This is a genomic window from Pelomonas candidula, from assembly GCF_043555985.1.
Classification (GTDB): domain Bacteria; phylum Pseudomonadota; class Gammaproteobacteria; order Burkholderiales; family Burkholderiaceae_C; genus Pelomonas; species Pelomonas candidula.
In genome coordinates, this window is the sequence record NZ_JBIGIC010000006.1 from 208,017 (window position 1) to 231,655 (window position 23,639).

The 23,639-nt window shown below is 69.7% G+C and carries 18 protein-coding genes; 5 read left to right on the forward strand and 13 right to left on the reverse strand.

What is annotated here, in order from left to right:
- Window positions 1-8: 8 nt before the first annotated feature.
- On the reverse strand, window positions 9-1,325 hold the full coding sequence (locus ACG04R_RS14155; protein WP_394411455.1) for an MFS transporter: 1,317 nt from the start codon (window positions 1,323-1,325) through the stop codon (window positions 9-11).
- Window positions 1,326-1,398: 73 nt separating this feature from the next.
- Here ACG04R_RS14155 and ACG04R_RS14160 point away from each other — a divergent pair, with 73 nt between their 5' ends.
- Window positions 1,399-2,286 (forward strand): LysR family transcriptional regulator, encoded by an 888-nt coding sequence (locus ACG04R_RS14160; RefSeq protein WP_394411458.1) that lies wholly within the window; start codon window positions 1,399-1,401, stop codon window positions 2,284-2,286.
- On the opposite strand, the gene ACG04R_RS14165 is transcribed toward ACG04R_RS14160, so the two are convergent.
- From ACG04R_RS14165 to ACG04R_RS14175, 3 genes are read right to left on the reverse strand one after another with little or no spacing between them, the layout of a single operon-like run.
- Entirely contained in the window at window positions 2,283-4,232 is a 1,950-nt protein-coding gene (locus tag ACG04R_RS14165) for a MacB family efflux pump subunit (RefSeq protein WP_394411461.1), read from the reverse strand. The two genes, ACG04R_RS14160 and ACG04R_RS14165, sit on opposite strands and share 4 nt — an antisense overlap.
- A 2-nt stretch (window positions 4,233-4,234) precedes the next feature.
- Complete coding sequence (locus ACG04R_RS14170; RefSeq protein WP_394411464.1) at window positions 4,235-5,443, reverse strand: efflux RND transporter periplasmic adaptor subunit; 1,209 nt, start codon at window positions 5,441-5,443, stop codon at window positions 4,235-4,237.
- Window positions 5,440-6,798 (reverse strand): efflux transporter outer membrane subunit, encoded by a 1,359-nt coding sequence (locus tag ACG04R_RS14175; RefSeq protein ID WP_394411467.1) that lies wholly within the window; start codon window positions 6,796-6,798, stop codon window positions 5,440-5,442. Before ACG04R_RS14175 ends, ACG04R_RS14170 begins: the two co-directional genes overlap by 4 nt.
- Window positions 6,799-6,993: 195 nt before the next feature.
- Between ACG04R_RS14175 and ACG04R_RS14180 the strand changes: the two genes are divergently transcribed.
- Window positions 6,994-8,118 (forward strand): hypothetical protein, encoded by a 1,125-nt coding sequence (locus ACG04R_RS14180; RefSeq protein WP_394411470.1) that lies wholly within the window; start codon window positions 6,994-6,996, stop codon window positions 8,116-8,118.
- Between the two features lie 77 nt (window positions 8,119-8,195).
- On the opposite strand, the gene ACG04R_RS14185 is transcribed toward ACG04R_RS14180, so the two are convergent.
- The 5 genes from ACG04R_RS14185 to ACG04R_RS14205 form a co-directional block, all read right to left on the reverse strand.
- Window positions 8,196-11,438 (reverse strand): efflux RND transporter permease subunit, encoded by a 3,243-nt coding sequence (locus tag ACG04R_RS14185; protein WP_394411472.1) that lies wholly within the window; start codon window positions 11,436-11,438, stop codon window positions 8,196-8,198.
- A 10-nt stretch (window positions 11,439-11,448) separates the two neighbouring features.
- Complete coding sequence (locus ACG04R_RS14190; protein WP_394411475.1) at window positions 11,449-12,612, reverse strand: efflux RND transporter periplasmic adaptor subunit; 1,164 nt, start codon at window positions 12,610-12,612, stop codon at window positions 11,449-11,451.
- Between the two features lie 143 nt (window positions 12,613-12,755).
- Window positions 12,756-14,963, reverse strand: coding sequence for a bifunctional diguanylate cyclase/phosphodiesterase (locus ACG04R_RS14195; RefSeq protein ID WP_394411479.1), 2,208 nt, complete (start codon window positions 14,961-14,963; stop codon window positions 12,756-12,758).
- A 34-nt stretch (window positions 14,964-14,997) separates the two neighbouring features.
- Window positions 14,998-16,101, reverse strand: a complete 1,104-nt coding sequence (gene aroC, locus ACG04R_RS14200) for a chorismate synthase (protein ID WP_394411482.1) — start codon at window positions 16,099-16,101, stop codon at window positions 14,998-15,000.
- Window positions 16,102-16,178: 77 nt separating this feature from the next.
- Entirely contained in the window at window positions 16,179-16,643 is a 465-nt protein-coding gene (locus ACG04R_RS14205) for a CBS domain-containing protein (RefSeq protein ID WP_394411485.1), read from the reverse strand.
- Between the two features lie 72 nt (window positions 16,644-16,715).
- Here ACG04R_RS14205 and ACG04R_RS14210 point away from each other — a divergent pair, with 72 nt between their 5' ends.
- Window positions 16,716-18,020, forward strand: a complete 1,305-nt coding sequence (locus ACG04R_RS14210; protein WP_394411488.1) for an O-acetylhomoserine aminocarboxypropyltransferase — start codon at window positions 16,716-16,718, stop codon at window positions 18,018-18,020.
- Window positions 18,017-18,814, forward strand: coding sequence for an alpha/beta fold hydrolase (locus ACG04R_RS14215; protein ID WP_394411491.1), 798 nt, complete (start codon window positions 18,017-18,019; stop codon window positions 18,812-18,814). Before ACG04R_RS14210 ends, ACG04R_RS14215 begins: the two co-directional genes overlap by 4 nt.
- Here the strand turns inward: ACG04R_RS14215 and ACG04R_RS14220 are convergent.
- Window positions 18,799-20,259, reverse strand: coding sequence for a flavin-containing monooxygenase (locus ACG04R_RS14220; RefSeq protein ID WP_394411494.1), 1,461 nt, complete (start codon window positions 20,257-20,259; stop codon window positions 18,799-18,801). The two genes, ACG04R_RS14215 and ACG04R_RS14220, sit on opposite strands and share 16 nt — an antisense overlap.
- A gap of 63 nt (window positions 20,260-20,322) precedes the next feature.
- Here ACG04R_RS14220 and ACG04R_RS14225 point away from each other — a divergent pair, with 63 nt between their 5' ends.
- Complete coding sequence (locus ACG04R_RS14225) at window positions 20,323-20,631, forward strand: Mpo1-like protein (protein ID WP_394411497.1); 309 nt, start codon at window positions 20,323-20,325, stop codon at window positions 20,629-20,631.
- Here ACG04R_RS14225 and ACG04R_RS14230 read toward each other — a convergent pair.
- From ACG04R_RS14230 to kbl, 3 genes are read right to left on the reverse strand one after another with little or no spacing between them, the layout of a single operon-like run.
- Window positions 20,628-21,446, reverse strand: a complete 819-nt coding sequence (locus ACG04R_RS14230; protein ID WP_394411500.1) for a MipA/OmpV family protein — start codon at window positions 21,444-21,446, stop codon at window positions 20,628-20,630. The genes ACG04R_RS14225 and ACG04R_RS14230 overlap by 4 nt on opposite strands.
- A gap of 37 nt (window positions 21,447-21,483) precedes the next feature.
- Window positions 21,484-22,431 (reverse strand): NAD-dependent epimerase/dehydratase family protein, encoded by a 948-nt coding sequence (locus ACG04R_RS14235; RefSeq protein WP_394411503.1) that lies wholly within the window; start codon window positions 22,429-22,431, stop codon window positions 21,484-21,486.
- Window positions 22,428-23,624 carry a glycine C-acetyltransferase gene (kbl, locus tag ACG04R_RS14240; protein WP_394411506.1) on the reverse strand — a complete coding sequence of 399 codons (1,197 nt, stop codon included), beginning with the start codon at window positions 23,622-23,624 and terminating at the stop codon, window positions 22,428-22,430. Before kbl ends, ACG04R_RS14235 begins: the two co-directional genes overlap by 4 nt.
- Between the last annotated feature and the right edge of the window lie 15 nt (window positions 23,625-23,639).

Consider the following 23,639-nt stretch of genomic DNA (forward strand, 5'->3'; position numbering starts at 1 on the left):
TGTGCTTGTCATTTCGCACGCTTGGCAAGCCCGACGGCCACGACAAGCATCGCTACAGCGATGGCGAAGCCCGGCCGCAGGCCCGCCCAGCCGTAGGCCGCGGCCAGTGCCGAGGCGCCGGCAATGAGGCCCAGGTTGCGCGACAGCGTCAGCAGCCCCGACACCACGCCACGCTGCTGCGTCGCCACATCGGCCATGACGGCCGCGTTGTTGGCCGCCTGGAACAGCGCATATCCGGGCGTGACGACGACCAGCGGGCCGACATAGGCGACGGCGCCCAGTGACGCCGGCAGCACGACGATCAGCACGCAGCCGGCCGCCATCGCGGACAGGCCCAGCAGCGTCGTGTTCCGCGTACCGAAGCGATCGACGAGCCGCCCTGCCGGCACGCCGCTCAGCGCCGACACGACGGGGCCGACCGACATCAGCGCACCCACCGCCGCGGCGCCCAGGCCCAGCGTGCCGCCGAGATGGAAGGGGGCGATGACCAGCGTCGCTATCATGACCGCCGACACCAGCGCGTTCATCGCCAGGCCGCCGCCCAGCGCCGGGGCACTCAGGCGGTCTAGGGGGACCAGCGGCGATGCGGCGTGCTTCTCGGTCCACACGAAGCCCGTCAGCCCGAGCGCGGCGACGGCGAGCAGCGCCGGTTGCCGCGTCATCGCCAGCGCGAGAGCCGCCAACGTCAGCGCCAGCCAGGCCATGCCCGGCAGATCGAAGCTCGCCGTACCACGTGTTGCACGGTCCGCCGGCAAGCACCGCCAGGCCATCACGAAGGCCAGCGCGCCCAACGGCACGTTGACGGCAAAGATCGCTGGCCAGCCAAGGGTCGCGATCAGCGCACCGCCCAGCGACGGCCCCAGCGCCGTGCCGACGGCCGACATCGTGCCCAGCAGGCCCATCGCGCTGCCGGCCCGCGACCTGGGCAACGCGCTGCCGACGAACGCCATCGTCAGCGCCAGCATCGCGGCGGCACCCGCGCCCTGCACCGCCCGCGTGGCGATCAACCAGCCCACGCCTGGCGCCAGCGCGCCACCCGCCGACGCGGCGACGAACAGCGCGATGCCGCCCAGCAGCACGCGGCGGCGGCCGATCAGGTCGCCCAGCCGACCGGCGCCGACGATGAGCGTCGTTGTCGCAAGCAGGTAGGCCAGCGTCACCCACTGCACGTCGGCGAAGCGCGCGTGCAGCGCCGTGGCCACTGTGGGCAGTGCGACGTTGGCGCTGCTGACCGCCAGCGACGGCAGCAAGGTGGCCAGCGCGAGGCTGGCCAGCACGCCGGTGGCGGACGTGGCGATGGATGGGGCAAGGGTCGTGGTCGTCATGCCCCAGACCTTAGGCAACAGCGGGACATGGCGGAAGACGCATCATCTGCACTTCATTGCTGCACGAGACGCCATGTCTGAGCCCGACCTGAATCTTTTGCTGACGCTGGACGCGCTGCTGGCCGAAGGCAGCGTGGCCGGCGCCGCGCGCCGGCTGCGGCTGAGCCCGTCGGCAATGAGCCGCTCGCTGGCACGGCTGCGTGACGCCACGGGCGACCCGCTGCTGGTGCGCGCCGGACGCGGCCTCGTGCCATCGCCCCGCGCACTGGAGCTGCGCGAGCGCGTCGGCCCGCTGGTGCAGGAGGCGCTAGCCGCGCTGCGGCCGGCGGCGGCGTTGGATCTCGCCAGGCTGGAGCGCGAGTTCACGCTGCGCACACGCGAGGGTTTCGTCGAGAACTTCGGTGCGGCGCTGCTGGCCCGCGTCGCGGCCGAGGCGCCCGGCGTGCGGCTGCGCTTCGTGCCCAAGCCGGACCGCGACAACGAGCCGCTGCGCAACGGCAGCGTGGACCTGGAGACCGGCATCGTCGGCACGACGACGGGGCCCGAGCTGCGTGCGCAGGCGTTGTTCCGCGACCGCTTCGTCGGCGCCGTGCGCGAAGGCCACGCGCTGAGCCGCGGGCGCGTGACGGCGATGCGCTACGCCGCAGGTCGCCACGTCGCCATCTCGCGCCGCAGCACCGGCGGCGGACCGGTCGACGACGCGCTGGCGGCTCAGGCGCTGAAGCGCGACGTCGCCGTCACGGTGTCAGGCTTCGCCGAGGCGCTCGCACTCGCACGCGGCTCGGACCTGATTGCCACCGTGCCCGAGCGACACACCGGCACGCTGCGCGACGGGTTGGTCAGCTTTGCGCTGCCGCTGGCGCTGGAACCTTTCACCGTGGCGCTGCTGTGGCACCCACGCATGGACGGCGATGCCGCGCATCGTTGGCTGCGCGGCATCGTCCGGGAAGCCTGCGCCTAAAGCCTGGCCAGTGCTTCCACCGGGTCCAGCCGCGCCGCGTTGCGCGCCGGCAGGAAGCCGAATACGACACCGATCAACGTGGAGACGGCGAACGCACCGGCCACGGCGAACACAGAAATGTTCATCTGAAACTTGTCGCCCGCCACGCTGTTGAACAGCAGCGCGCCGCCCACCGCCAGGCTCACGCCGATGCCGCCGCCGATGACGCAGACGAGCACGGCCTCGACGAGGAACTGGCGCAGGATGTCGCTCTGCCGCGCGCCCACCGCCATGCGCACGCCGATCTCGCCGGTGCGCTCCGTCACCGACACCAGCATGATGTTCATGACGCCGATGCCCCCCACCAGCAGCGAGATCAGCGCGATGGACGAGATCAGCAGCGTGATCGTGGCCGTCGTCTGCTCGATGGTCTGGCGGATGCTGTCGGTGTTCATCAGGAAGAAGTCCTCCTTGCCGTGTCGCTGCGTGAGCAGCTTCTTCACGCCGGCCTCGGCGGCGCTGCTGGAGACGCGGTCGTTGACGCGAACCGTCACGCTCTGCAGGTAGTCCTGCCCGTTCACGCGGTTCATCGCCGTTGTGTACGGAATCCAGATGTTGATTGCGTCGTCGTTGCCGAAGGCGCTGGCCTTCTTGGCGGTCACGCCGACGATGCGCACGGGCAGCGAGCCCAGCAGCACCACCTCGCCCAGCGCGTTCTCGCCGTTCGGGAACAGCGTCTTGCGGGCGTTGTCGTCGATGACGGCCTCCTGCGCGCGCAGCCGCACGGACTCGGCGTCGAAGCCCTGGCCGGCGGCGAAGGTGTAGCCGCGCACGCGGAAGAACTGCTCGCCGACGCCGCTGACGCTGGCCGACACGTCCACGTTGCGGTAGCGCAGCCCGGCGCTGACGCTGACGGTCGGCGTGACGCTGTCGACGTAGTCCAGCTGCGCCAGCGCGTCGGCGTCGCCGGCACGCAGCGTGCGCACGGCAGCAGCCCGGCGGTCGCCGAAACCGCCGCCGGGCATCACGTTGATGGTGTTGGTGCCCATCGAGCTGATGTCGGACAGGATGCGCTTGCGCGACCCCTCGCCCAAGGCGACGACCGACACCACCGACGCGATGCCGATGATGATGCCCAGCATCGTCAGCAGCGTGCGCAGCCGGTGGCTGACCATCGCTCGCCAGGCCATGCGCGTGGCCTCGCCCAGCCGGCCGGCCAGCGCGCCGAGGGCGCTGCCGCTGCGCGCCGGCGGCGTGCGTTCGCGGCGCTGCGTGGGCACGGTGTCAGGCTGGCGGCGGTCGGCGACGATGACGCCGTCGCTGATCTCGATGACGCGCTGCGCATGGGCCGCGACCTGGGCGTCGTGCGTGACGAGGATGATGGTGTGGCCGTCGGCGTGCAGTTCCTCGAGGATGGTCATCACCTCGCGACCACTGGCCTGGTCGAGCGCGCCGGTGGGCTCGTCGGCCAGGATGACGTCGCCGCCGTTCATCAGCGCCCGTGCGATGGACACGCGCTGCTGCTGGCCGCCGGAGAGCTGGCCCGGCCGGTGGTGCAGGCGCTCGCCCAGCCCCAGCCGCTGCAGCAACTGGCGTGAACGTTCATGCCTCGCATCGGCGGCAGCGCCGGCATAGACGGCCGGGATCTCGACGTTGCCCAGCGCGTTCAGGTCGCCCAGCAGCTGGTAGCGCTGGAAGATGAAGCCGAAGTGCTCGCGGCGCAGCCGGGCCAGCGCATCGGGCGCCATCGCGCCGGTTTCCTGGCCGGCGACGCGATAGCTGCCGCGCGTGGGCCGGTCCAGGCAGCCGAGGATGTTCATCAGCGTGGACTTGCCCGAACCCGACGGGCCCATGATGGCCACCATCTCTCCGGCCTCGATGTCCAGGCTCACGTCGCGCAGCACGGCCACCGTGCCCTCGCCCGCGGGGTACTCGCGGACGAGACCGCGCAATTCCAGGAGCGCCATCGTCAGAACGGCGGCGGGCCGCCGCGGCGCTGGTTGTTGCCGGAGCCTGCCGGCGCGGCCTCGGTCGTGACGACCTGCTCGCCTTCCTTCAACCCATCCAGCACCTGGGCGCGCACGCGGTTGTTCAGGCCGATGCGCACGACACGGTCGGCGATGCGGCCGCCCTCTTCCTGCACGCGCACGCGATAACGGTCGGCGCCCTCTCGGGCGCCCAGCGCCGCGCTCGGCACGGTCAACGTCTTCTCGGCGCGCGCCAGCACGATGCTGGCCTGCGCGGTCATGTTGATGCGCAGCTTGTTCTCGGGGTTGGGCACGTCGAAGATGCCGTTGTAGTAGACGGCACTGGTCGTCGTTGACGTACTGGTGGTCGTCGTGCTGTCTGTCGCGATGGTCGTCGGGCCGGGCTCGACGGCGCGCAGCTTGACCTCGTAGCGCCGGTCGGGCTCGCCCAGCAGGTTGAAGTAGACGGGCATGCCGGGCTTCACGCGCGGCACGTCGGCCTCGGAGATCTGCGCCTTGACGGTCATCACATCCAGCTTCGCCAGCTTGATGATGGTGGGTGCGGACTGGTTGGCGTTCACCGTCTGGCCCTGCTCGGTGACGATGGCGACGACGACACCATCCATGGGTGCGGCGACGCGCGTGTAGCCGAGGTTGACCTTGGCGGTGTCCGCAGCCATCTGGGCCTGCACGATCTGCGCTTCCTGCGCGGCGATGTCGGCGCGGCTGGTGGTCAGCGTGGCCTCGGCGGCCTCCAGGTCGGCGCGCGCGCCGGCATCCACGGCCACCAGCTCGCGCAGCCGCGCGGCCGCCAGCTCGGCCTGCTTCAGCGCGGCCTGCTTGGCCTTCAGCAGGGCCTGGGCGCTCTGCAGCGCGGCCTCGCTGTTGCGCAGGTTGTTCGTCTGCGTCAGCGCGTCGATCTCGGCGATCAGCTGGCCCTTCTCGACCTTGTCGCCCAGCGCGACGTGCAGCTTCTTGACCTCGCCGGTGACCTGTGCGCCGACGCTGACCTGCTTGAAAGCGCCGATGGTGCCCGTGGCCAGCACGCTGTCCTCGATGTCGGCGACCGTGACGGGTGCCGTCGCCACGACGGGCGGAGGCGGCGGTGTGAGCGCGCGTCTGGCGACGAACACCACCACGAGCAGGACGAGGGCCAGCACGATCAGCCGCGCCGGCTTGAGCCAGTTCTTCATCGCTTCGTTCTTCTTCATGATTTCCAGCCTCCGCCCAGCACCTTGTAGAGCTCCAGGCGGTTGCCTTGTTCGGTGAGGCGCAGGTCGATCAGCGACTGCTGCGCCGAGTACAGCGAGCGCTGCGCGTCCAGCACTTCCAGCATGCCCGTGCTGCCGGCGCGGTGCAGCGCGTTGGCCAGGTTGAGCTGGCGCTCGGCGTTGTCCACCAGCGCGCGCTGCGCGGCCAGGCGCTCGGCCAGGCTGGCGCGCACGGACAGCGCGTCGGCCACCTCGCGGAAGGCCGTCTGCACGGCCTTGTCGTACTGCGCGGTGGCGATGTCGCGGTCCAGCGTGGCACTTTCCAGCGTCGCCGCGTTGGCGCCGCCGTCGAGGATGGGCAGGCTCAGCGACGGGCCGAAGTTCCAGCTGCGGCTGCCGGCCTTGAACAGTCCCGACAACTCGCTGCTGGCTGTTCCAGCCGCGGCCGTCAGGCTGATGCGCGGGAAGAACGCCGCACGCGCGACGCCGATCTGCGCAACGCTGCCGCGCAGTTGGTGCTCGGCCTGCAGCACGTCCGGGCGGCGCTGCAGCAGCTCGGCGGGCACGCCGGCCGGCAGCTCGACGAGGCGACTGGTGTCGGCCAGGTTCTGTTCGCTGGCCGGCGCCAGCCCGGCCGGCAGCGCCGTGCCCAGCAGCAGCTCCAGCGCGTGGCGGTCCTGCTCGATCTGCGCGGCGTAGCGGGCGACGTCCAGCCGCGACGAATCCACCAGCGACTGCGTCTGCGCCAGCGACAGCCCCGTGATCGCGCCCAGCGCGTGGCGGCGCTCGGCCAGCGTCAGGCTGCTGCGCCGGCTGTCCAGCGTCTGCGCGGCGAGACGCTGACGCTCGAGGTCGGCGGCCAGCGTCAGCCAGGCGTTCGCAACCTCGGCGACGAGGCTGATCTCGGTGCTGCGCCGGCCGGCGTCGGTCGCGAGATAACTCTGCAGCGCCGACTCGCTGAGGTTGCGCACGCGGCCGAACAGGTCCAGCTCGAACGACGCCAGCGACAGGCCGGCGGACAGCGACGTGCCGTTGCTGGAGCGGCTGGCGCCGGCCGCAGCGTCGAGACCCGGCACGAGCGCGGCGTCCTGGATGCGGGCCTGCGCCCGCGCGCGCTGCACGTTCAGCGCGGCGACGCGCAGATCGCGGTTGTTCGCGACGGCCAGCTCGACGGTGGCGCGCAGGCGCGCGTCGGTGAAGAAATCCCGGCGGCTGACCTGCGAGGCGTCATCGGCAGGCACCGGCACGGCGGCGACTTGCGGCATGGCCGGCGCGGGCTGCCGGTAGTCGGGCACCAGGTTCACGCAGCCGGACAGCAGCGCCGCGACCAGGGGCAGGAGGAGTGGGCGGGTCATCAAGTCGTGGGAAGCAGCTCGGAGGCGTCCGTTCGGCGGTCTGTCGTGTCACCTCACTTTATGGGCGCCGTCATCGCCGCCAGGCCCGCTGAAGGCAAAGATACGTATGGAAAACGGTGCCTCGACGGCCGGCGTGCGCAAGCGTTCCTCGCCGGCATGTCAGGATGCACACATGGATTCGAGGAGGCCAACCCGATGACCGAGATCGCGCCGTTGCCGGCAGGCCCGTCCGCGTGGGCGAGGGAACGCTTGCGGCTGCGAGTCGGTGCCGTCCTGGCCTTCGGCTTGCTGCTGCTGGCCATCGCGGCCCTGCCGGTGCTGCTGGCCATCGCCCCCTGGGTGCCGCCCGCGCTGCTCGCCGCCGCCGCGGTGCTGACCCTGCCGGCGGCCTGGTGGGCGCGGCGCCATGCGCGCGCTGGCTTCTGGCCCTGGGCCAAGACCACGTTCGGCTTCTACGGCCTGGCCGGCGTCGCGGTGGCAGCACCGATCTACTACCTGGCGCTGATCACCGCGTTGAAGCCCCCGATACAGCCGCAGGTGGTGCTGAGCAACGGCAGCCGCACACTGACCTTCCAGGGGATGATGCACGTTGGCACTGACGCCTTCTATCGCTCGGTCGTGTTCGACGCGGGCAAGGCGCTGATGGAAGGCGCCGTCATCTACTACGAGGGCGTGCTGCCCGACGAGCGCGCCGATGCGTGGCTGAACGAGTACCTCGGCACCGGCGAGGACCTGGCCCGCGCCTACGAGCAGCTGGCCTCGACCTGCGGCCTGGTCTTCCAGGCCAGCTACTTCGAGCCGCTGAACATCGACAAGCGGCTGCACCCCGAGCGGCATGTGGCAGCGGATGTGTCGTCGCTGGCGCTGCGGCAGGAGTTCGAGCGGCTGCTGTCCACGGACATGAATTTCCTGGAGGCGATGCAGGATCGCGAGGCCACGCGCAGCGTGCCCTCCATCGGCAACCAGCGGCTGGCCGCCTTCGTGGCCTGGCAGCGGCGCGGCAATGAGCGCCAGCAGGCCATCGCCGGCACGGTCTGCCGCGGCATGCTGACGCTGCTGCTGCGGCCACGCAGCGCCAAGGACCGGCCGCGCGATCCCTTCGACGCGGTGACCATCGACTTCCGCAACCGCCAGCTCGTGCAGCGCCTGCTGGCCGACAGGCACGACAAGATCTTCCTGACCTACGGCTCCGACCACCTGCCTGGCGTCTACGCGCTGCTGAAGCAGGACGACCCGAATTGGCGGGTCGAGTCCGTGAAGTGGATGCGCAGCGTCGCGCCGCCGGAGCATCTGAACGGCACGCTGGACCTGGACCCCTGAGCCGCTTCAAGCAAAAAGGGCCGGCTGCTCGACGCAACCGGCCCGAAGCGCTGAAGCGCGCTCGAGGGTGAACCCGGTTATTCCTTGTCCGCCGGCATCGCGCCAGGCATGCCGTGCAACGGTAGCGCCGTCGCACCGCCCTGCTCCGCTGCCTTGGCGGCGGGCTTTTTGTCACGCACGAGGTAGCTGTAGAGCACCGGCACGACGATCAGCGTCAGCAGCGTCGACGTGATGACGCCGCCGATGATGGCGCGGCCCATCGGTGCCTGGATCTCGCCGCCGTCGTTCAGTGCGATGGCCATGGGCAGCATGCCGAAGACCATGGCAGCCGTCGTCATGATGATGGGGCGCATGCGGATCAGCCCGGCCTCGCGCAGCGCCTGGGCGACCGTCGCGCCGGCCTTGCGGGCATGGTTGGCGAAGTCGACCAGCAGGATGGCGTTCTTGGTCACCAGGCCCATCAGCATGACCAGGCCGATCATCGAGAACACGTTCAGCGTCGAGCGCCACAGCAGCAGCGCCAGCATCACACCGATCAGCGCGAGCGGCAGGCTGGCCATGATGGCGATCGGCTGCAGGAAACTGCCGAACTGGCTGGCCAGCACGATGTAGATGAAGATGACCGCCAGACCCATGGCCGCGAGCAGGCCGTTGAAGGCCTCGGCCTGCTGCTTGCCGGCGCCGTCCACCTTGAAGCTGATGCCCGGCGGTAGCTGCGTGGCCTTGATGAGCTTCTGCACATCGGCGTTGACGTCGCCGCCCGGGCGCCCCTGCACGCCAGCGAACACGGCCTCGCGGCGTTGCAGGTTCTCGCGGCGGATGACCTCGGGGTTGAACACCGGCTCGATGGTGGCGACCTGGTCCAGCGTGATCGGCGCGCCGTCCTTGGAGAACGCCACCGGCAGCTTGCTCATCTGCTCGATGCGCTCGCGCTGTTCGCGCGGCAGGCGCAGCAGCACCTCGACCTGGTTGCCGTCGGGTGTCGTCCAGTAGGTCGCGATGTCGCCGTTGACGTAGGCCCGCAGGGACGACGCGACCTGCGGTGCGGTCAGGCCCAGCTCGCGGATGGCCGAGTCCTTCAGCCGCACGGCGAAGGCCGGCAGGCCGGGCTTGACGGTGGTGTCCACATCCACGGCGCCGGGAATCTTCTTGATCTGCTCGACGAGATCCTTGGCGGTCTGCGTCAGCACCTCGGGGTCGGTGCCGAGGATGGTGATCCAGATCGGGCGGTCGAAGCCCACGCTGACCTCGATGCCGGGGATCTTGGCGATGTCCTCGCGGATGGCGTCCTCGATCTCCTTCTGCGAGCGCTTGCGTTCGCTGCGGTCGGTCAGCGTGATGTTCAGCGACGCCTGGTTGCGACCCGTGGCCAGGCCTTCGCCGGTGCTGCCGACCACCGTCGACACGGTCTTGATCTCGGGGTAGTTCTTGAGGATTTCCTCGATCTGCGCGACCTTGGCGCTGCCGCGCTCGACGCTGCTGGCCACCGGCATGCGCAGGTTGACCTGCGTGAAGCCGTTGTCCGTCTGCGGCACGAACTCGCTGCCCACCATCGGCGCCAGCATCAGTGCGGCGACGAAGCTGGCGAACGCGCCCCACAGCACGAGGCCGCGAGGTGTCAGCGTCGCGAACCGGAACACCCGCTTCGCCGTCTTGTCGCGCGCACCAAAGGCATCGAACGGATGGCCGTAGGCGGGAATGGGCGGCACGAAGACGCGGTAGCGGCGGCCGGAGAAGGCCCAGTCGATGACGTGTTCGTAGACGCCGTGCAGGCGGTCCATGACCCAGTCGGTCGCGCGGATGGCGTGGCCGATGACGGGCAGGCGTTTGATGCGGGGGTTGGCCGGGTCGTGCCAGACGGAGGACAGCATCGGGTCCAGCGTGAAGCTGACGAACAGGCTGACCAGCACCGCCACCGCGACCGTGATGCCGAACGGATAGAAGAACTTGCCGATGATGCCGCCCATGAAGGCGACCGGCACGAACACGGCGCAGATGGCGAAGGTGGTCGCCATGACAGCCAGGCCGATCTCGTTGGTGCCATCGGCCGCGGCCTGGTAGTGGCTCTTGCCCATGCCGACGTGGCGCACGATGTTCTCGCGCACGACGATGGCGTCGTCGATCAGCAGGCCGATGCACAGACTCAGCGCCATCATCGTCATGAAGTTCAGCGTGAAGCCGAACGCGTTCACGGCGATGAAGCTGGAGATGACGGCGATGGGCAGCGTCAGGCCCGTGATGATGGTGGAGCGCCAGCTGTGCAGGAACAGGAAGACGATGGCCACCGTCAGCAGCGCGCCTTCGACCAGCGTGTGCTTCAGGCCGGTCAGCGAGCCCTTCACGAAGTCGGAGTTGGCGTAGATCAGGCGCAGCTCGACGTCCTTGGGCAGCACCTGGCGCAGTTCCTCCATCGCGTCCTTGACGGCCTCGCCGGTGGCGACGATGTTGGCGTCCTGCTGCTTGAAGACGTTGAAGCTCACGGCCGGCTGGCCGTTGATGCGGGCGATGCTGTCGACCTCGCGCTCGCGCTCGACCAGCGTGCCCAGGTCGTTCAGCGTCAGCGCCAGGTTGCCGCGGCGCGCGACCACCATCTGGCCGAAGGCCTTGGGGTCCTTCACACGGCCTTCCACTCTCAGGATGGCGTCGGCCGTCTGGTCGGAAAGCAGGCCCACGGGCTGGTCGCTGTTGGCGTCATTCAGCGCCTTGGAGATCTCGGCCGGCGTCACGCCGTAGGCGCGCAGCCGCATGGGGTCGAGGTCGATGCGCACCTCGCGCGTCGTCATGCCGCCCACGTCCACCTTGGCCACGCCCTCCACGCGGGCCAGCCGCTTGGAGACGATGAGGTCGGCCATCATCGACAGCTCGCGCGAGCCGCGCGTGCCCGAAAGCAGCGCCATCACGACGATGGGCTGGGCGTTGTCGTTCTGGAAGCGCGACACCACCGGCGGCTTCACGTCCTTGGGGAACGCAGCCTGCGCGGCGGCGACGCGGTCGCGCAGGTCCTGCATCGCGCGGCTCATGTCGGCGTTCAGGCCGAACTCGACGCTGGCCTGCACGCGCCCCTCGAAGCTGCGCGACTGGATGCGCTCGACGCCGGCGATGGAGTTCAGCGCCTCTTCCAGGGGCTTGGCCACTTCACGCTCGACGGCCTCGGGCGAGGCGCCGGGGTAGCGGATGTCGATGCCGGCACCGGGGAAGGAGATGTCGGGCATCTGCTCGACACCCAGCTTGGCGTAGGAGAACAGGCCCAGCACGCACAGGGCCACCATCACCATGGTCGCGAAGACCGGGTTCTGGATGGAAACGCGGGTCATCCACATGGTCAGCCCCTCACTGCTGCACGGGCGCCGATGCGGCGCTCGCGACCTTGGCGGACTTGGCGGCCACGACCAGCGCCTTGTCGCCCTCGCGCAGGTTGTCGAAGCGCGCGGCCAGCACCTGGGCTTCGGGCTTGAGGCCGTTCAGCACCTCGACGCGGCCCTCGCGCACGTCGCTGCGGCCGGTCGTCACGATGCGGCGCACCAGCGCGCCGTTCTCGATCATCCAGACCTGCTCCTGGCCGGAGTTGCGGCTGATGGCGGCGATGGGCACCGTCAGGCGCTGCGTGTCGTCCGGCAGCACGACCTTGGCGACGGCGTACTGGCCGGCGCGGTAGAGCTCCTTCGGGTTGTCCAGCACCAGCGTCACGCCGATGGAGCGCGTGCCCGGCTCCGCGGCCGGTGCGATGCGGGAAATGCGCGCCTGGACCGGCTGGTCGAAGCCTTCCACGTTCACCTGCACCGCCATGCCAGGCTGCAGGCGACCGACCTCATGCGTGCCGACCAGGCCGGCCAGTTCCAGCTTGGCGAGGTCGACGATGGTCAGGATCTGCTGTTCTGCCGCCAGCTTCTCGCCCGGCAGCGCGTGCCGCTTGGCGACGACGCCGTTGATCGGCGAGACGAGCGCCGCCTGGCGCATCGTCACCTGGCTGGTGTCCAGCTGGGCTTTTGCAGCATTCCAATTGGCTCGGGCGGATTCATAGGCAGCCCGGGAGTTGTCCAGCGCCGTCTGCGCGATGAAGTTCTTGGCCGCCAGGCCCTCGTTGGCCTTGTAACTGCGCTCGGCCTGCTCCATCTGGGCCCGCATGGCCTCGACGCTGGCGCCGCGCTCGGCGATGCGGTAGCGCAGCTCCTCCAGATCCACCTGGCCCAGCGCCTGGCCGGCGCGTACGCGGCTGCCCTCGCCCACCGCCAGGTTCAGCAGCGTGCCGTTGGACTTGGCGCGCACGACGACCGTGCCCGGCGCCACCAGTGGGCCGCTGAACTCGATCTGGGCCGGCATGGCCGTGACGACGGGCTTGACGACCTCGCTGGCGACGAATTCCAGCGCCGGCTTGGCCTTCTCGGCGCCCGGCTTCTCGGGGCCATCGCCCTTGCTGGCCATGACGGCCACGCCGGCGCCACCGACCAGCAGCACGACCGCCGCGATGCCACCCAACTTGAACGACTTGCGCATGACTCCCCCGAATAGCTCTTCAGAAACTGACCTTTGCAGTCTAGAAACAGAGCCTGCAGCGCGCACCGCACTTGTGACGAAACGCGGATTGCGGGGGCTGAGCTGCACCGACCGCAGCTCAGGCGGGGCCGAGCCCAGATCGCTCAGCGGCTGCGCACGCCGCGCTTGCCGCGCAGCATGGCGTGGTCGGCTCGCTCCACCAGCTCATCGGCCGTGACGGGCTCGCCGGCCCGGGATACCGCCACGCCCAGCGTGGCGCCGACGGACACGACCGTGCCCGACGCAAGCCGGATGGGCTGCTCGATGGCCGCGCACAACCGCTGGAAGATGGCGTCCCAGCCACCCGGCTCCAGCGCCGTCAGCAGCACGACGAACTCGTCGCCGCCGATGCGGGCCACCGTGTCGGCCGGCCGCACGCCGGCCAGCAGGCGGCGCGCCACCTCCGCCAACAGCTGGTCGCCCGCGTCATGGCCGTAGGTGTCGTTGACGGCCTTGAAGCCGTCCAGGTCGAGGTAGCCGAGGGCCACCTGGCGCTGCTCACGCGCCGCCACGGCCAGCGCCTGCTCGATGCGGTCGTACAGCAGCGTCCGGTTGGGGAGTTGCGTCAGCGCGTCGTGGAACGCGGCGTGGGCCAGTTCCTCGTGGGCCGTCTTCATGGCCGTGATGTCGACCAGCATCACGAAGATCTCGGTCTCCGACAGGCTGGCCGCGCCGAAGTCGACCCACACGACGTCGCCATTCCTGCGCCGCATGCGCAGCTGCGTGCGGTACTGCGACTGCGCTTCCAGCGCTGCATAGCCGTCACGGCCCATCGCCTGGTAGGACTCGTCATCGCAATACAGCAGCCGGACCGGCTGGCCGTCCAGCTCGCCGGGGCCGTAGTCGAAGATGCGCGCCACGGCCCGGTTGTGCCAGGTGATGACGCGGTTCGAGAGGCGCGCGATGCCGATCAGGTCCGATTCCAGCATCGCGGACTGCTCCTTCAGCCGCCGCCGCTCCTGGGTGACGTCCCGGCCGGTGGCGAAAACCAGCAGCTCGCCGCCGATGTCGGCCACGCTCATGTGCAGGTCGACGTCGATCACCTGGCCATCATCGCGGCGATGCTGCACGTCCACGCGCTGGCGATCGCCATCCTTGACCTTGTCCAGCCAGGCCATGATGGCCGCATCGTCCTGATTGGCGTCCCAGTCGGAGACTTGGCGGCGCAGCAGCTTCTCGCGGGTGGACTTCAGCATCTCGGCGAACGAATCACTCATTTCGACGAGCCGGCCGCCACGGTCGACGATGTGGATACCGTCAGCGGCGATGCGCAGCAGCGCCCGCACGCGCTCGCTCTGCTCTGCCAGCGCCCGCATCGCGCGGTGGCGCCGTTTGTCCGCCCGATAGACCGACCAGGTGGCGATGGCCCCCAGCAGCCATACCAGCGTGGCCAGCGACACCACCATCCAGACCTGGGCCCGCCACGGTTGCATGAAGCGCCTGTCGCTGACACCGGCATAGACGATGAAGGGCCACGTGTCCAGGGCGAGGTAAGTCGTCGTGCGCACCTCGCCGTCGATGGCCACGCGGGTGCTGAGGCTGCCCTCCCGGGGGTTGGCCTTCACGTTCGACAGCAAACCCGCAGAGACCACGGTATCGCCCACCTCCCCTTGCGCGGCGCTGCCCGGTGACACGCGTGCCACCAGTTGCATGTCGTCGCGCCTCAGCGAGATCGAATCCAGCGCCTCCAGCCGGTAGCGCGAGAACAGACGCCGGAAGTGATCGGTGCTGACACTGACGTACAGCACGCCGGCGAAGTGCCCGCCACGCTGCAGCGGCCGCACGAAGGCAATGACCCAGTTGCCCGATACGCGGGACCGCAGCGGCCCGGCAACGAGGGTGCGCGACACCCGGGCGGCGCGGGCCTGCTCGAAGTAGTCGCGGTCGGCCACCTGCGCCGGCGCACCGGCCGGCAGCGCTGTGCCCCAGCGCACCTCGCCGCGCTCGTCGGTCAGACGGAAGTACTCGATGTCCGCCAGCAGCCGGTAGCGCGACAGCAGCACGTCGTTCAGCAACGCGTCGGACGCACCGCCGCTGGCGAGCAGCCGCTCGATCTCGGCGGCCGTGGCCTGCACGACGGCGTCGATGCGGTTGATCTCGCTCTCGACGTCCAGCTTCGCAACCGCCGCGAGGCCGGTCGCCACATCACGGGCCTGCCCCTCGTAGGAACGCCGCGACGCGCTGAGCATCTGCCACACCATGCTGATCAGCAGCACCGCAATGGCCGTGTTGGCCAGCACCAACCAGACCGCCACCTGCCGCCGCGCGCGGGCGCTGCGTTCGATCAAGGTCCGCGAATCGGTCAGCGGCATGTCGTGGCGCTTGCACCGCCGCGCCGGCTGGGCATCAGGCGGGGCGCGAACCCGGGATGGGGTCGGTGGGCAGCTTCACGTCACCGCACTGGGCGCGGTGGCGCAGCGCATGGTCCATCAGCACCAGCGCCAGCATGGCCTCGGCGATGGGCGTCGCCCGGATGCCGACACAGGGGTCGTGGCGGCCGAAGGTCTCGACGACGGCCGGGTTGCCAGCGCGGTCGATGCTGGCCTTGGGGCTGCGAATGGAGCTGGTCGGCTTGATCGCGATGCTGGCGACGATGTCCTGGCCGGTCGAGATGCCGCCCAGCACGCCACCGGCGTTGTTGCTGGCAAAGCCTTCGCGGCTCAGCTCGTCACCGTGCTGTGTGCCGCGCTGGGCGACGACGCCGAAGCCTTCGCCGATCTCCACGCCCTTGACGGCGTTGATGCCCATCAGCGCGTAGGCGATGTCGGCGTCCAGCTTGTCGAACAGCGGCTCGCCCAGGCCGACCGGCACGCCGGTGGCCTCGACGCGGATGCGTGCGCCGACCGAGTCGCCCGCCTTGCGCAACGCGTCCATGTAGGCCTCGAGTTCCTCGATCTTGCTGGCGTTGGCCGCGAAGAACGGGTTCTGCCCGACGTGCTGCCAACCCTCGAACGGGATCTCGATCTCGCCCAGTTGCGTCATGCAGCCGCGGAATTCGGTGCCGAACTTCTCGCGCAGCCATTTGCGCGCCACGGCGCCTGCGCCGACCATCGGCGCCGTCAGCCGCGCCGACGAGCGACCGCCGCCGCGGGGGTCGCGCACGCCGTACTTGCGCCAGTAGGTGTAGTCGGCGTGGCCGGGGCGGAAGGTGTCGAGGATGTTGCCGTAGTCCTTGCTGCGCTGGTCGGTGTTCTCGATCAGCAGGCAGATCGGCGTGCCGGTCGTGACGCCCTCGTAGACGCCGGACAGGATCTTGACCGCATCCGGCTCGTTGCGCTGCGTGACGTGGCGGCTGGTGCCGGGGCGGCGGCGGTCCAGCTCGGGCTGGATGTCGGCCTCGCTGAGCGCCATGCCCGGCGGGCAGCCGTCGATGATGCAGCCGATGGCCGGGCCGTGGCTTTCGCCGAAGTTGGTGACGCGAAAGAGTTCGCCGAAGGTGCTGCCTGACATAGGGCTCAAATTTTAGGCGCCGCGGACAAGCAAAAGCGGCCTGCCAAGGCCGCCTTCACGGGATGCGAACCAGCGACTCAGAGCTTGGGCTCAGGCTCGGCGTTTTCTTCGACAGGCCAGTCACGGATGTAGGCCTTCAGCATGCGGTTCTCGAAGTCCTGGCTGTCGACGACGGCCTTGGCCACGTCGTAGAACGAGATCACGCCCATCAGCGTGCGGCCGTTCAGCACCGGCATGTAGCGTGCGTGGCGACCCAGCATCATGCGGCGCACCTCGTCGATCTCGGTCTCGGGCGTGCAGGTCAGCGGTGCGTCGTCCATGACCGTGCGCACGATGGTCGTGCCGACGCCGCCACCGTTCTTGACGATGGCCTGGATGACCTCGCGGAAGGTCAGCATGCCGACGAGGTCGCCGTGCTCCATGACGACCAGCGAGCCGATGTCGCGCTCGGCCATCACGTCCAGCGAATCCTTCAGAGGCTGGTCGGGGGAAACGGTGAACAGGGTGCCGCCTTTGACACGCAGGATATCGACGACTTTCATGGGTGCCTCTGGAGCTAGTTTCATGGGCAACATAGCACACAATCCCTGCGCATCCACCCCATAGAAAACACCATGCCCGGCTTCGATACGCTTGCCCTGCATGCCGGTGCCGTGCCCGATCCGGGCACCGGCGCGCGGGCTGTGCCGCTGCACCTCAGCACCTCCTTCGTCTTCGAAAACAGCGAGCACGCCGCATCGCTGTTCAACATGGAGCGATCCGGCCACGTCTACAGCCGGCTCTCCAACCCGACGACGGCCGTCTTCGAGGAGCGCATGGCCGCGCTCGACGGCGGCATCGGCGCGATCGCCACCGCCAGCGGCCAGGCGGCGCTGCACCTCGCCATCTGCACGCTGATGGGCGCCGGCGGCCACATCGTCGCGAGCACGGCGCTGTATGGCGGCAGCCACAACCTGTTGCACTACACGCTGCGACGTTTCGGGATTGAAACAACCTTCGTGAACCCGCGCGACCTGGACGCCTGGCGCGCCGCCATCCGGCCCGAGACGCGGCTGCTGTTCGGCGAGAGCCTGGGCAACCCGGGGCTGGACGTGCTGGACATCCCGGCCGTCAGTTCCATCGCCCACGACGCCGGCCTGCCGCTGCTGGTGGACGCGACGTTCACGACGCCGTATCTGCAGCGCCCGGCCGAGCTGGGTGCGGATCTGGTCTACCACTCGGCCACCAAGTTCCTGTGCGGCCACGGCACGGTGGTGGGCGGCGTGCTGGTGGACGCCGGCTCGTTCGACTGGGACGCCGCCCATGCCAAGAGCGGTCGGTTCGAGACCTTGTGCGAACCCTATGACGGCTTCCACGGCACGGTGTTCGCCGAGGAGAGCACCGTCGGCGCCTTCCTGCTGCGTGCCCGCCGGGAAGGCTTGCGCGACTTCGGCGCCTGCATGAGCCCGCACACCGCCTGGCTGATGCTGCAGGGGCTGGAGACGCTACCGCTGCGCATGGCGCGGCACGTGGCCAACGCGCAGGCCGTGGCCGAGTTCCTCGCGGCTCAGCCGCTGGTCGAGAAGGTCGGCTACCCCGGCCTCGCCTCACACCCGGACCACGCGCTCGCGCAACGGTTGCTGCCGCGCGGCGCCGGCGCCGTGTTCTCGTTCGACCTCAAGGGAACGCGGGAACAAGGCCGCGCCTTCATCGAGGCGCTGAAGGTCTTCTCGCACCTGGCCAACGTCGGCGACGCGAAGTCGCTGGTCATCCACCCGGCCAGCACGACGCACTTCCGCATGGACGATGCTGCACTGCGCAATGCCGGCATCGGTCCCGGCACGATCCGCCTGTCCGTTGGCCTGGAAGACCCGGCCGACCTCATCGACGACCTGAAGCGGGCGCTCAAAGTGGCGGGGAAGTTGGGAGGCGGGGCATGACGTTCACCGTCGATGGCCATGAGGCCTACGTCTACACCGGCGGCAAGCCGTTCGACGCCGCCCTGCCCTGCGTCGTCTTCATTCACGGCGCGCTCAACGACCACAGCGTCTGGACGCTGCTCGCGCGCTGGTGCGCCCACCACGGCTTTGGCGTGCTGGCCGTCGACCTGCCCGGCCACGGCCGCAGCGGCGGCGAACCCTTGCAGAGCGTCGAGGACATCGCCGCGTGGCTGCACCGGCTGCTGGATGCCGCCGGCGTGGCCAAGGCCGCGCTCGTGGGCCACAGCATGGGCTCGCTGATCGCACTGGAGGCCGCCGGACGCGCGTTCACCCTCGTCATGGTCGGCACGGCCTACCCGATGAAGGTGTCGGATGCGCTGCTGACGACGGCCCGCGACCAGCCCGAGGCGGCGATGGCCATGGTCAACGCCTTCTCGCATTCGCTGGCCAGCGCCAAGCCCGGCTACCCCGGTCCGGGCGCCTGGCTGCGCGGCGGCTCGATGGCGTTGATGCGCCGGCTGCAGTCACGCCAGACGGCGGTGAACCTGTTCGAGAACGACTTCCAGGTCTGCGACCGCTACGCCGGTGGCGAAGCCGCCGCGGCGCGCGTGGCCTGCCCGGTGCACTTCATCCTCGGCGCGCTGGACCAGATGACGTCACCCCGGCAGAACGCCGTGCTGGGTGCGCTGCTGAAGCCGCGCATCCACACCGTGCCCGCGGGCCATGCGCTGATGGCCGAGGCGCCGGACGCCGTGCTGGCCGCGCTGCGCGTGGCGCTTCAGCCCAGCGCGTAGGCGGCCGGGTCGGGCCGGCGCACGGCCTTCACGTACTCGGGCGTGAAGCCCGGCCAGATGGCGACGATGCGGCCGTTGTCCGCGCGGTACCAGGAGCGGCACTGGCTCCACACCGACGTGGCCAGCCGCCGCTGCTGCGCCGTGTCATGCGCGGCGGCCACCTCTGGCTTCACCGTGATCCAGCGCCGCCCTTCGCGCCGCACGCGCTGCATGCAGGCGATGGCGTGCTGCACCTGCGGCTCGATGTACAGCAGCGTGGACGTGTGGCCGGTGGCGGTGTTCGGCCCCAGCATCAGGAAGAAGTTCGGCAAGCCGGCAACCGACACGCCCAGGTAGGCCTGCGCGCCGTCGCGCCAGGCGTCGGCCAGCAGCCGGCCGCCCAGCCCCTCGATGCGTACGCCGGCCAGCGGGCGGATGGTGTCGAAGCCCGTGGCGCACACCAGCGCGTCCAGCACATGCTCGCGGCCGTCGTCGGTCAGCACGCCGCGTGGCGTGACACGCGTGATGGCGGCCGTCACCAGCTCGGTCTGCGGCCGGGCCAGCGCCGGGTAGTAATCGTTGGAATAGATGATGCGTTTGCAGCCCAGCGGGTAGTGGGGCGTCAACCGCTCGCGCAGCGCCGCGTCGGGCACGCCGCGGCGAAGGTGCGATGCGGCGGCGGCCATGATCAGCCGGCGCGCCAGCGTGCCTTCGTCGAAACCACGCCGGCCCCACTCCAGCACCTGCACCCACGCGCGGCGCGTCAGCGGCGCATAGCCCGGCACGCGGTGCAGCCAGCGGTCCAGCCGACCGTAGCGCCGGTCCACGCGCGGCATGACCCAGTTGGCCGTGCGCTGGAACACCGTCAGCTTCGCGACCTCGGGCGCCAGCGCCGGCACGAGCTGCGCCGCGGTCGAGCCGGTGCCGATGACACCCACGCGCTGCTCGCACAGGTCAGCGCCGTGCGGCCAGCGCGCGCTGTGCAGCAGCCGGCCACGGAAGTCCGCCAGGCCGGGAATGTCGGGCCAGCGGCCAACGCTCAGCGCACCGGTGCTGCAGGCGAAGAAGCGCGCGCTGATCCGCTCGCCGTTGTCCAGCAGTAACTGCCAGCGGCCGGCCTCGGCGTCGAACTTCGCCTCGGTGATGGCCACGCCCAGCCGCATGCGTGCCGGCAGGCCATGCTGCTCGGCCAGGCGCTGCTGGTAGTGCTGGATCTCGGCCGCGTCGGCGAAGCGATGCGTCCAGTCGGGGTTGGGCGCGAAGCTGAAGCTGTAGGCCGGCGCAGGCACATCCACCTGGGCGCCGGGGTAGCGGTTGTCCCACCAGGTGCCGCCCAGGCCAGCGGACTTCTCCAGCATGACGAAGTCGGTGATGCCTGCTCGCTGGAGCTGAATGGCCATGCACAGGCCCGACATGCCGGCGCCAAGGATGGCGACTTCGAAATCTGTCACGGATGCGACGGTCATCGATCAATTATTGCCAGGGCAAGCCCGATTGCAGCTCCGGCTCGACCCGCGTTGAATCGCGTCATGGCCACCGACCGTTTCGACCGTTTCGCCGACTTCTACCCCTTCTACCTGCGCGAGCACGCCGACCGCCGCAACCGCCGGCTGCACTTCATCGGCTCGACGCTGGTGCTGGCCTGCGTGTGGCAGATCTTCGCGACGGGCCAGTTCGTGTGGGTGCTGAACGGCCTGCTGTGCGGCTACGGCTTCGCGTGGGTGGGGCACTTCTTCTTCGAGAAGAACCGACCCGCCACCTTCAAGCACCCCATCTACAGCTTCATCGGCGACTGGGCCATGTACGCCGACATCTGGCGTGGGCGCATCAAGCTCTAGTTCCGCCAGGCCACGCCGACCGAGGCACCGTAGCCGCCGCGCTTCTCCACCAGCGGGCTGTCCGCCGCCGGGCCCTGCAGCTGGCTTGCGCCGGCGCTGCCGAACACGAACCAGTGCTGGTCGAGCGCGTGCTTGACGCCGACGCCGATGTGCACATCGCGCAGGCCGGCGCCAGGCTCGTAGGCCGGCTTGCCGCTGGCGGCCGCGGCAGAGGCCGGCACGCCGAAGTAGCTGCGCATGTTCTGCGCATTGGCGGCGGACAGGCCGATGCCTGACGTCCACTCTGTCGACTCGCTGCGGTAGAAGCGCCAGCCCAGGTCCAGCCCCGCCGTCAGGCCGCCGCCGCGACCCAGCATGTCTTGAGACAGCGAGCCGCTGATGTTCCAGTCCGGCGTGAGGGTGTAGGTCGCCGAAAACTTCGCGCGCAGCGTGCGCTTCACGTCGGGCAGGCCCTGCGTCGTGCGGGCATCGCCGCTGTTGCGGCCGCTGTCGAAGCGCAACGACACGCCGACGCGCCATTTGGCGCTCTCGACGAGCTGGGTGCTGGCGCCGGCGCCGACGTTCTCGCGGCCGAACCCCAGCAGCGCGCTGCCGCCCGACGTGGCGATGCGGATGCGACCGAAGCGGACGGCCCACAGCGGCCGGACCTTGAACTTCAGCCGGCTCGCGCCGTCGTACTCCGGCGCGGCGGACAGCGACGCGCCTAGCAAGTAGCGGATGTCTTCGTCCTTGTCCTTGGCGGCGTCGGGCCCCGCCTGAGCGGGCACGGCAGTCATCAAGGCGGTGGCGGTCAGGAGGAGCGAGGCGGTGCGCATGCGCGCCAGCCTAACAGCGCCACGCTGCTGCGGTCGGTCAGCCGAGCTTCAACTCGCGTGTCAGATTCGACAGCATGTCGTCCACCATGGCGTCCAGGTCGTACTTCAGCGCCCAGCCCCAGTCGGACTGCGCCTCGCGGTCGTCGATGCGCTGCGGCCAGCTGGCGGCGATGGCCTGGCGGAAGTCGGGCTGGCAGTCCATCGTGAAGTTCGGCAGCTGGCGGCGGATGCTGGCGGCGATGCCCTCGGGCGTGAAGCTGACACCGGCGAGGTTGTAGCTGCCGCGCTGCTTCACCGCGTCGGCCGGCGCGTTCATCAGCTCGATGGTCGCGCGCAGCGCATCGGGCATGTACATCATCGGCAAGGCTTGGCGCGCCTCGAGGAAGCAGGTGTAGCGGCCGTCCTTCAGCGCCGAATGGAAGATCTCGACGGCGTAGTCCGTCGTGCCGCCGCCGGGCGGCGTCTTCCAGCTGATGAGGCCGGGGTAGCGCAGGCTGCGCACGTCCACGCCATGCTTGGCGTGGTACCAGGCACACCAGCGCTCGCCGGCCAGCTTGGAGATGCCATAGACGGTCATCGGGTCCATGACCGTCGTCTGCGGCGTGTCGACGGCCGGCGTGCTGGGGCCGAACGCGGCGATGGAGCTGGGCCAGAAGATGCGGTCCAGCTTCTCGTGCCGGGCCAGTTCCAGCACGTTGAGCAGGCCCTTCATGTTCAGGTCCCAGGCCCACATCGGGTGCTTCTCGCCGTTGGCAGACAGCGCGGCGGCGAGGTGGTAGATCTGCGTGATCTTGTGGCGCTTGACGATGGTGGTCAGCGCGCCGGCATCGGTCACGTCCAGCATCTCGTGCTTGAGCGTGGGCACGCGGCCTTGCGGACTGAGGTCGCTGGTGACGACGGCGTCATTGCCGTGCAGCGTGGCCAGCTCGGTGGCCAGCTCGGTGCCGATCTGGCCGTTGGCGCCGATGATGAGGATGCGCGTCATTTCACGATCCCCAGCTCACGGCCCGCCTGCTTGAACGCGGCGACGGCCTTCTCCAGATGCTCGCGCTCATGCACGGCCGACACCTGCACGCGGATGCGTGCCTGGCCCTTGGGCACGACGGGGAAGAAGAAGCCCACCGCGTAGATGCCCAGCTCCAGGATGCGCTGGCTCAAGCGCTGCGCCTTCACCGCGTCATAGACCATGATGGGCACGATGGGATGGGTGCCGGGCTTGATCTCGAAGCCGGCCGCCTGGATGGCCTCGCGGAAATACGCGGTGTTGGCTTCGAGCTTGTCGCGCAGTGCGGTCGAGCCTTCCAGCAGGTCCAGCACGGCCAGCGAGGCGCCGGCGATGCTGGGGGCCAGCGTGTTGCTGAACAGATAGGGCCGCGAGCGTTGGCGCAGCAGCTCGACGACTTCCTTGCGCGCGGCCGTGAAGCCGCCCGACGCACCACCCAGCGCCTTGCCGAAGGTGCCCGTGATGATGTCGATCTTGCCGAACACGCCGCGGTGCTCGGCCGTGCCGCGGCCGGTCTTGCCCATGAAACCGCTGGCGTGGCATTCGTCGATGCCCAGCAGCGCGTCGTACCGGTCGCACAGCGCGCGGATCTTGTCGAGCTGGGCGATGGTGCCGTCCATCGAGAACACACCGTCGGTGAACACCAGCGTGAAGCGGGCGCCCTTCTCCCTGGCTTCCTTCAGGCAGCGCTCGAGGTCGTCGAGGTTGTTGTGCTCGTAGCGCCAGCGCTGCGCCTTGCACAGGCGGATGCCGTCGATGATGGACGCGTGGTTCAGCGCATCGCTGATGATGGCGTCCTGCTCGCCCAGCAGCGGCTCGAACAGGCCGCCGTTGGCGTCGAAGGCGGCGGCGTAGAGGATGGCGTCCTCACAGCCGACGAAGCGGGCGATGCGCGCTTCGAGTTGCTTGTGCAAGTCCTGCGTACCGCAGATGAAGCGCACCGACGACAACCCGAAACCGTGCGTGCGCAGCGCCTCGTGGGCGGCCTCGATGACGGCCGGGTGCGACGACAGCCCCAGGTAGTTGTTGGCGCACAGGTTGATGACCTCGCGGCCGTCCGTCGTCTGCACGACGGCCCCCTGCGGCGTCGTGATGATGCGCTCGGCCTTGTAGAGGCCGGCGGCGCGGATGCCGTCCAGCTCGGACTGCAGGTGTTGGAAGAAGGCTTGGCTCATGGCCGCTCTCCTGAT

What these genes read in the sequence shown, in the direction of transcription:
- kbl (WP_394411506.1), bottom strand. Translation starts at nt 23,624, where the DNA reads ATGAGCCAAGCCTTCTTCCAACACCTGCAGTCCGAGCTGGACGGCATC.
- ACG04R_RS14220 (WP_394411494.1), bottom strand. Translation starts at nt 20,259, where the DNA reads ATGACCGTCGCATCCGTGACAGATTTCGAAGTCGCCATCCTTGGCGCC.
- ACG04R_RS14205 (WP_394411485.1), bottom strand. Translation starts at nt 16,643, where the DNA reads ATGAAAGTCGTCGATATCCTGCGTGTCAAAGGCGGCACCCTGTTCACC.
- ACG04R_RS14210 (WP_394411488.1), top strand. Translation starts at nt 16,716, where the DNA reads ATGCCCGGCTTCGATACGCTTGCCCTGCATGCCGGTGCCGTGCCCGAT.
- ACG04R_RS14230 (WP_394411500.1), bottom strand. Translation starts at nt 21,446, where the DNA reads ATGCGCACCGCCTCGCTCCTCCTGACCGCCACCGCCTTGATGACTGCC.
- ACG04R_RS14195 (WP_394411479.1), bottom strand. Translation starts at nt 14,963, where the DNA reads ATGCCGCTGACCGATTCGCGGACCTTGATCGAACGCAGCGCCCGCGCG.
- ACG04R_RS14175 (WP_394411467.1), bottom strand. Translation starts at nt 6,798, where the DNA reads ATGACCCGCCCACTCCTCCTGCCCCTGGTCGCGGCGCTGCTGTCCGGC.
- ACG04R_RS14180 (WP_394411470.1), top strand. Translation starts at nt 6,994, where the DNA reads ATGACCGAGATCGCGCCGTTGCCGGCAGGCCCGTCCGCGTGGGCGAGG.
- ACG04R_RS14190 (WP_394411475.1), bottom strand. Translation starts at nt 12,612, where the DNA reads ATGCGCAAGTCGTTCAAGTTGGGTGGCATCGCGGCGGTCGTGCTGCTG.
- ACG04R_RS14165 (WP_394411461.1), bottom strand. Translation starts at nt 4,232, where the DNA reads ATGGCGCTCCTGGAATTGCGCGGTCTCGTCCGCGAGTACCCCGCGGGC.
- ACG04R_RS14235 (WP_394411503.1), bottom strand. Translation starts at nt 22,431, where the DNA reads ATGACGCGCATCCTCATCATCGGCGCCAACGGCCAGATCGGCACCGAG.
- ACG04R_RS14170 (WP_394411464.1), bottom strand. Translation starts at nt 5,443, where the DNA reads ATGAAGAAGAACGAAGCGATGAAGAACTGGCTCAAGCCGGCGCGGCTG.
- ACG04R_RS14155 (WP_394411455.1), bottom strand. Translation starts at nt 1,325, where the DNA reads ATGACGACCACGACCCTTGCCCCATCCATCGCCACGTCCGCCACCGGC.
- ACG04R_RS14160 (WP_394411458.1), top strand. Translation starts at nt 1,399, where the DNA reads ATGTCTGAGCCCGACCTGAATCTTTTGCTGACGCTGGACGCGCTGCTG.
- ACG04R_RS14185 (WP_394411472.1), bottom strand. Translation starts at nt 11,438, where the DNA reads ATGTGGATGACCCGCGTTTCCATCCAGAACCCGGTCTTCGCGACCATG.
- ACG04R_RS14215 (WP_394411491.1), top strand. Translation starts at nt 18,017, where the DNA reads ATGACGTTCACCGTCGATGGCCATGAGGCCTACGTCTACACCGGCGGC.
- aroC (WP_394411482.1), bottom strand. Translation starts at nt 16,101, where the DNA reads ATGTCAGGCAGCACCTTCGGCGAACTCTTTCGCGTCACCAACTTCGGC.
- ACG04R_RS14225 (WP_394411497.1), top strand. Translation starts at nt 20,323, where the DNA reads ATGGCCACCGACCGTTTCGACCGTTTCGCCGACTTCTACCCCTTCTAC.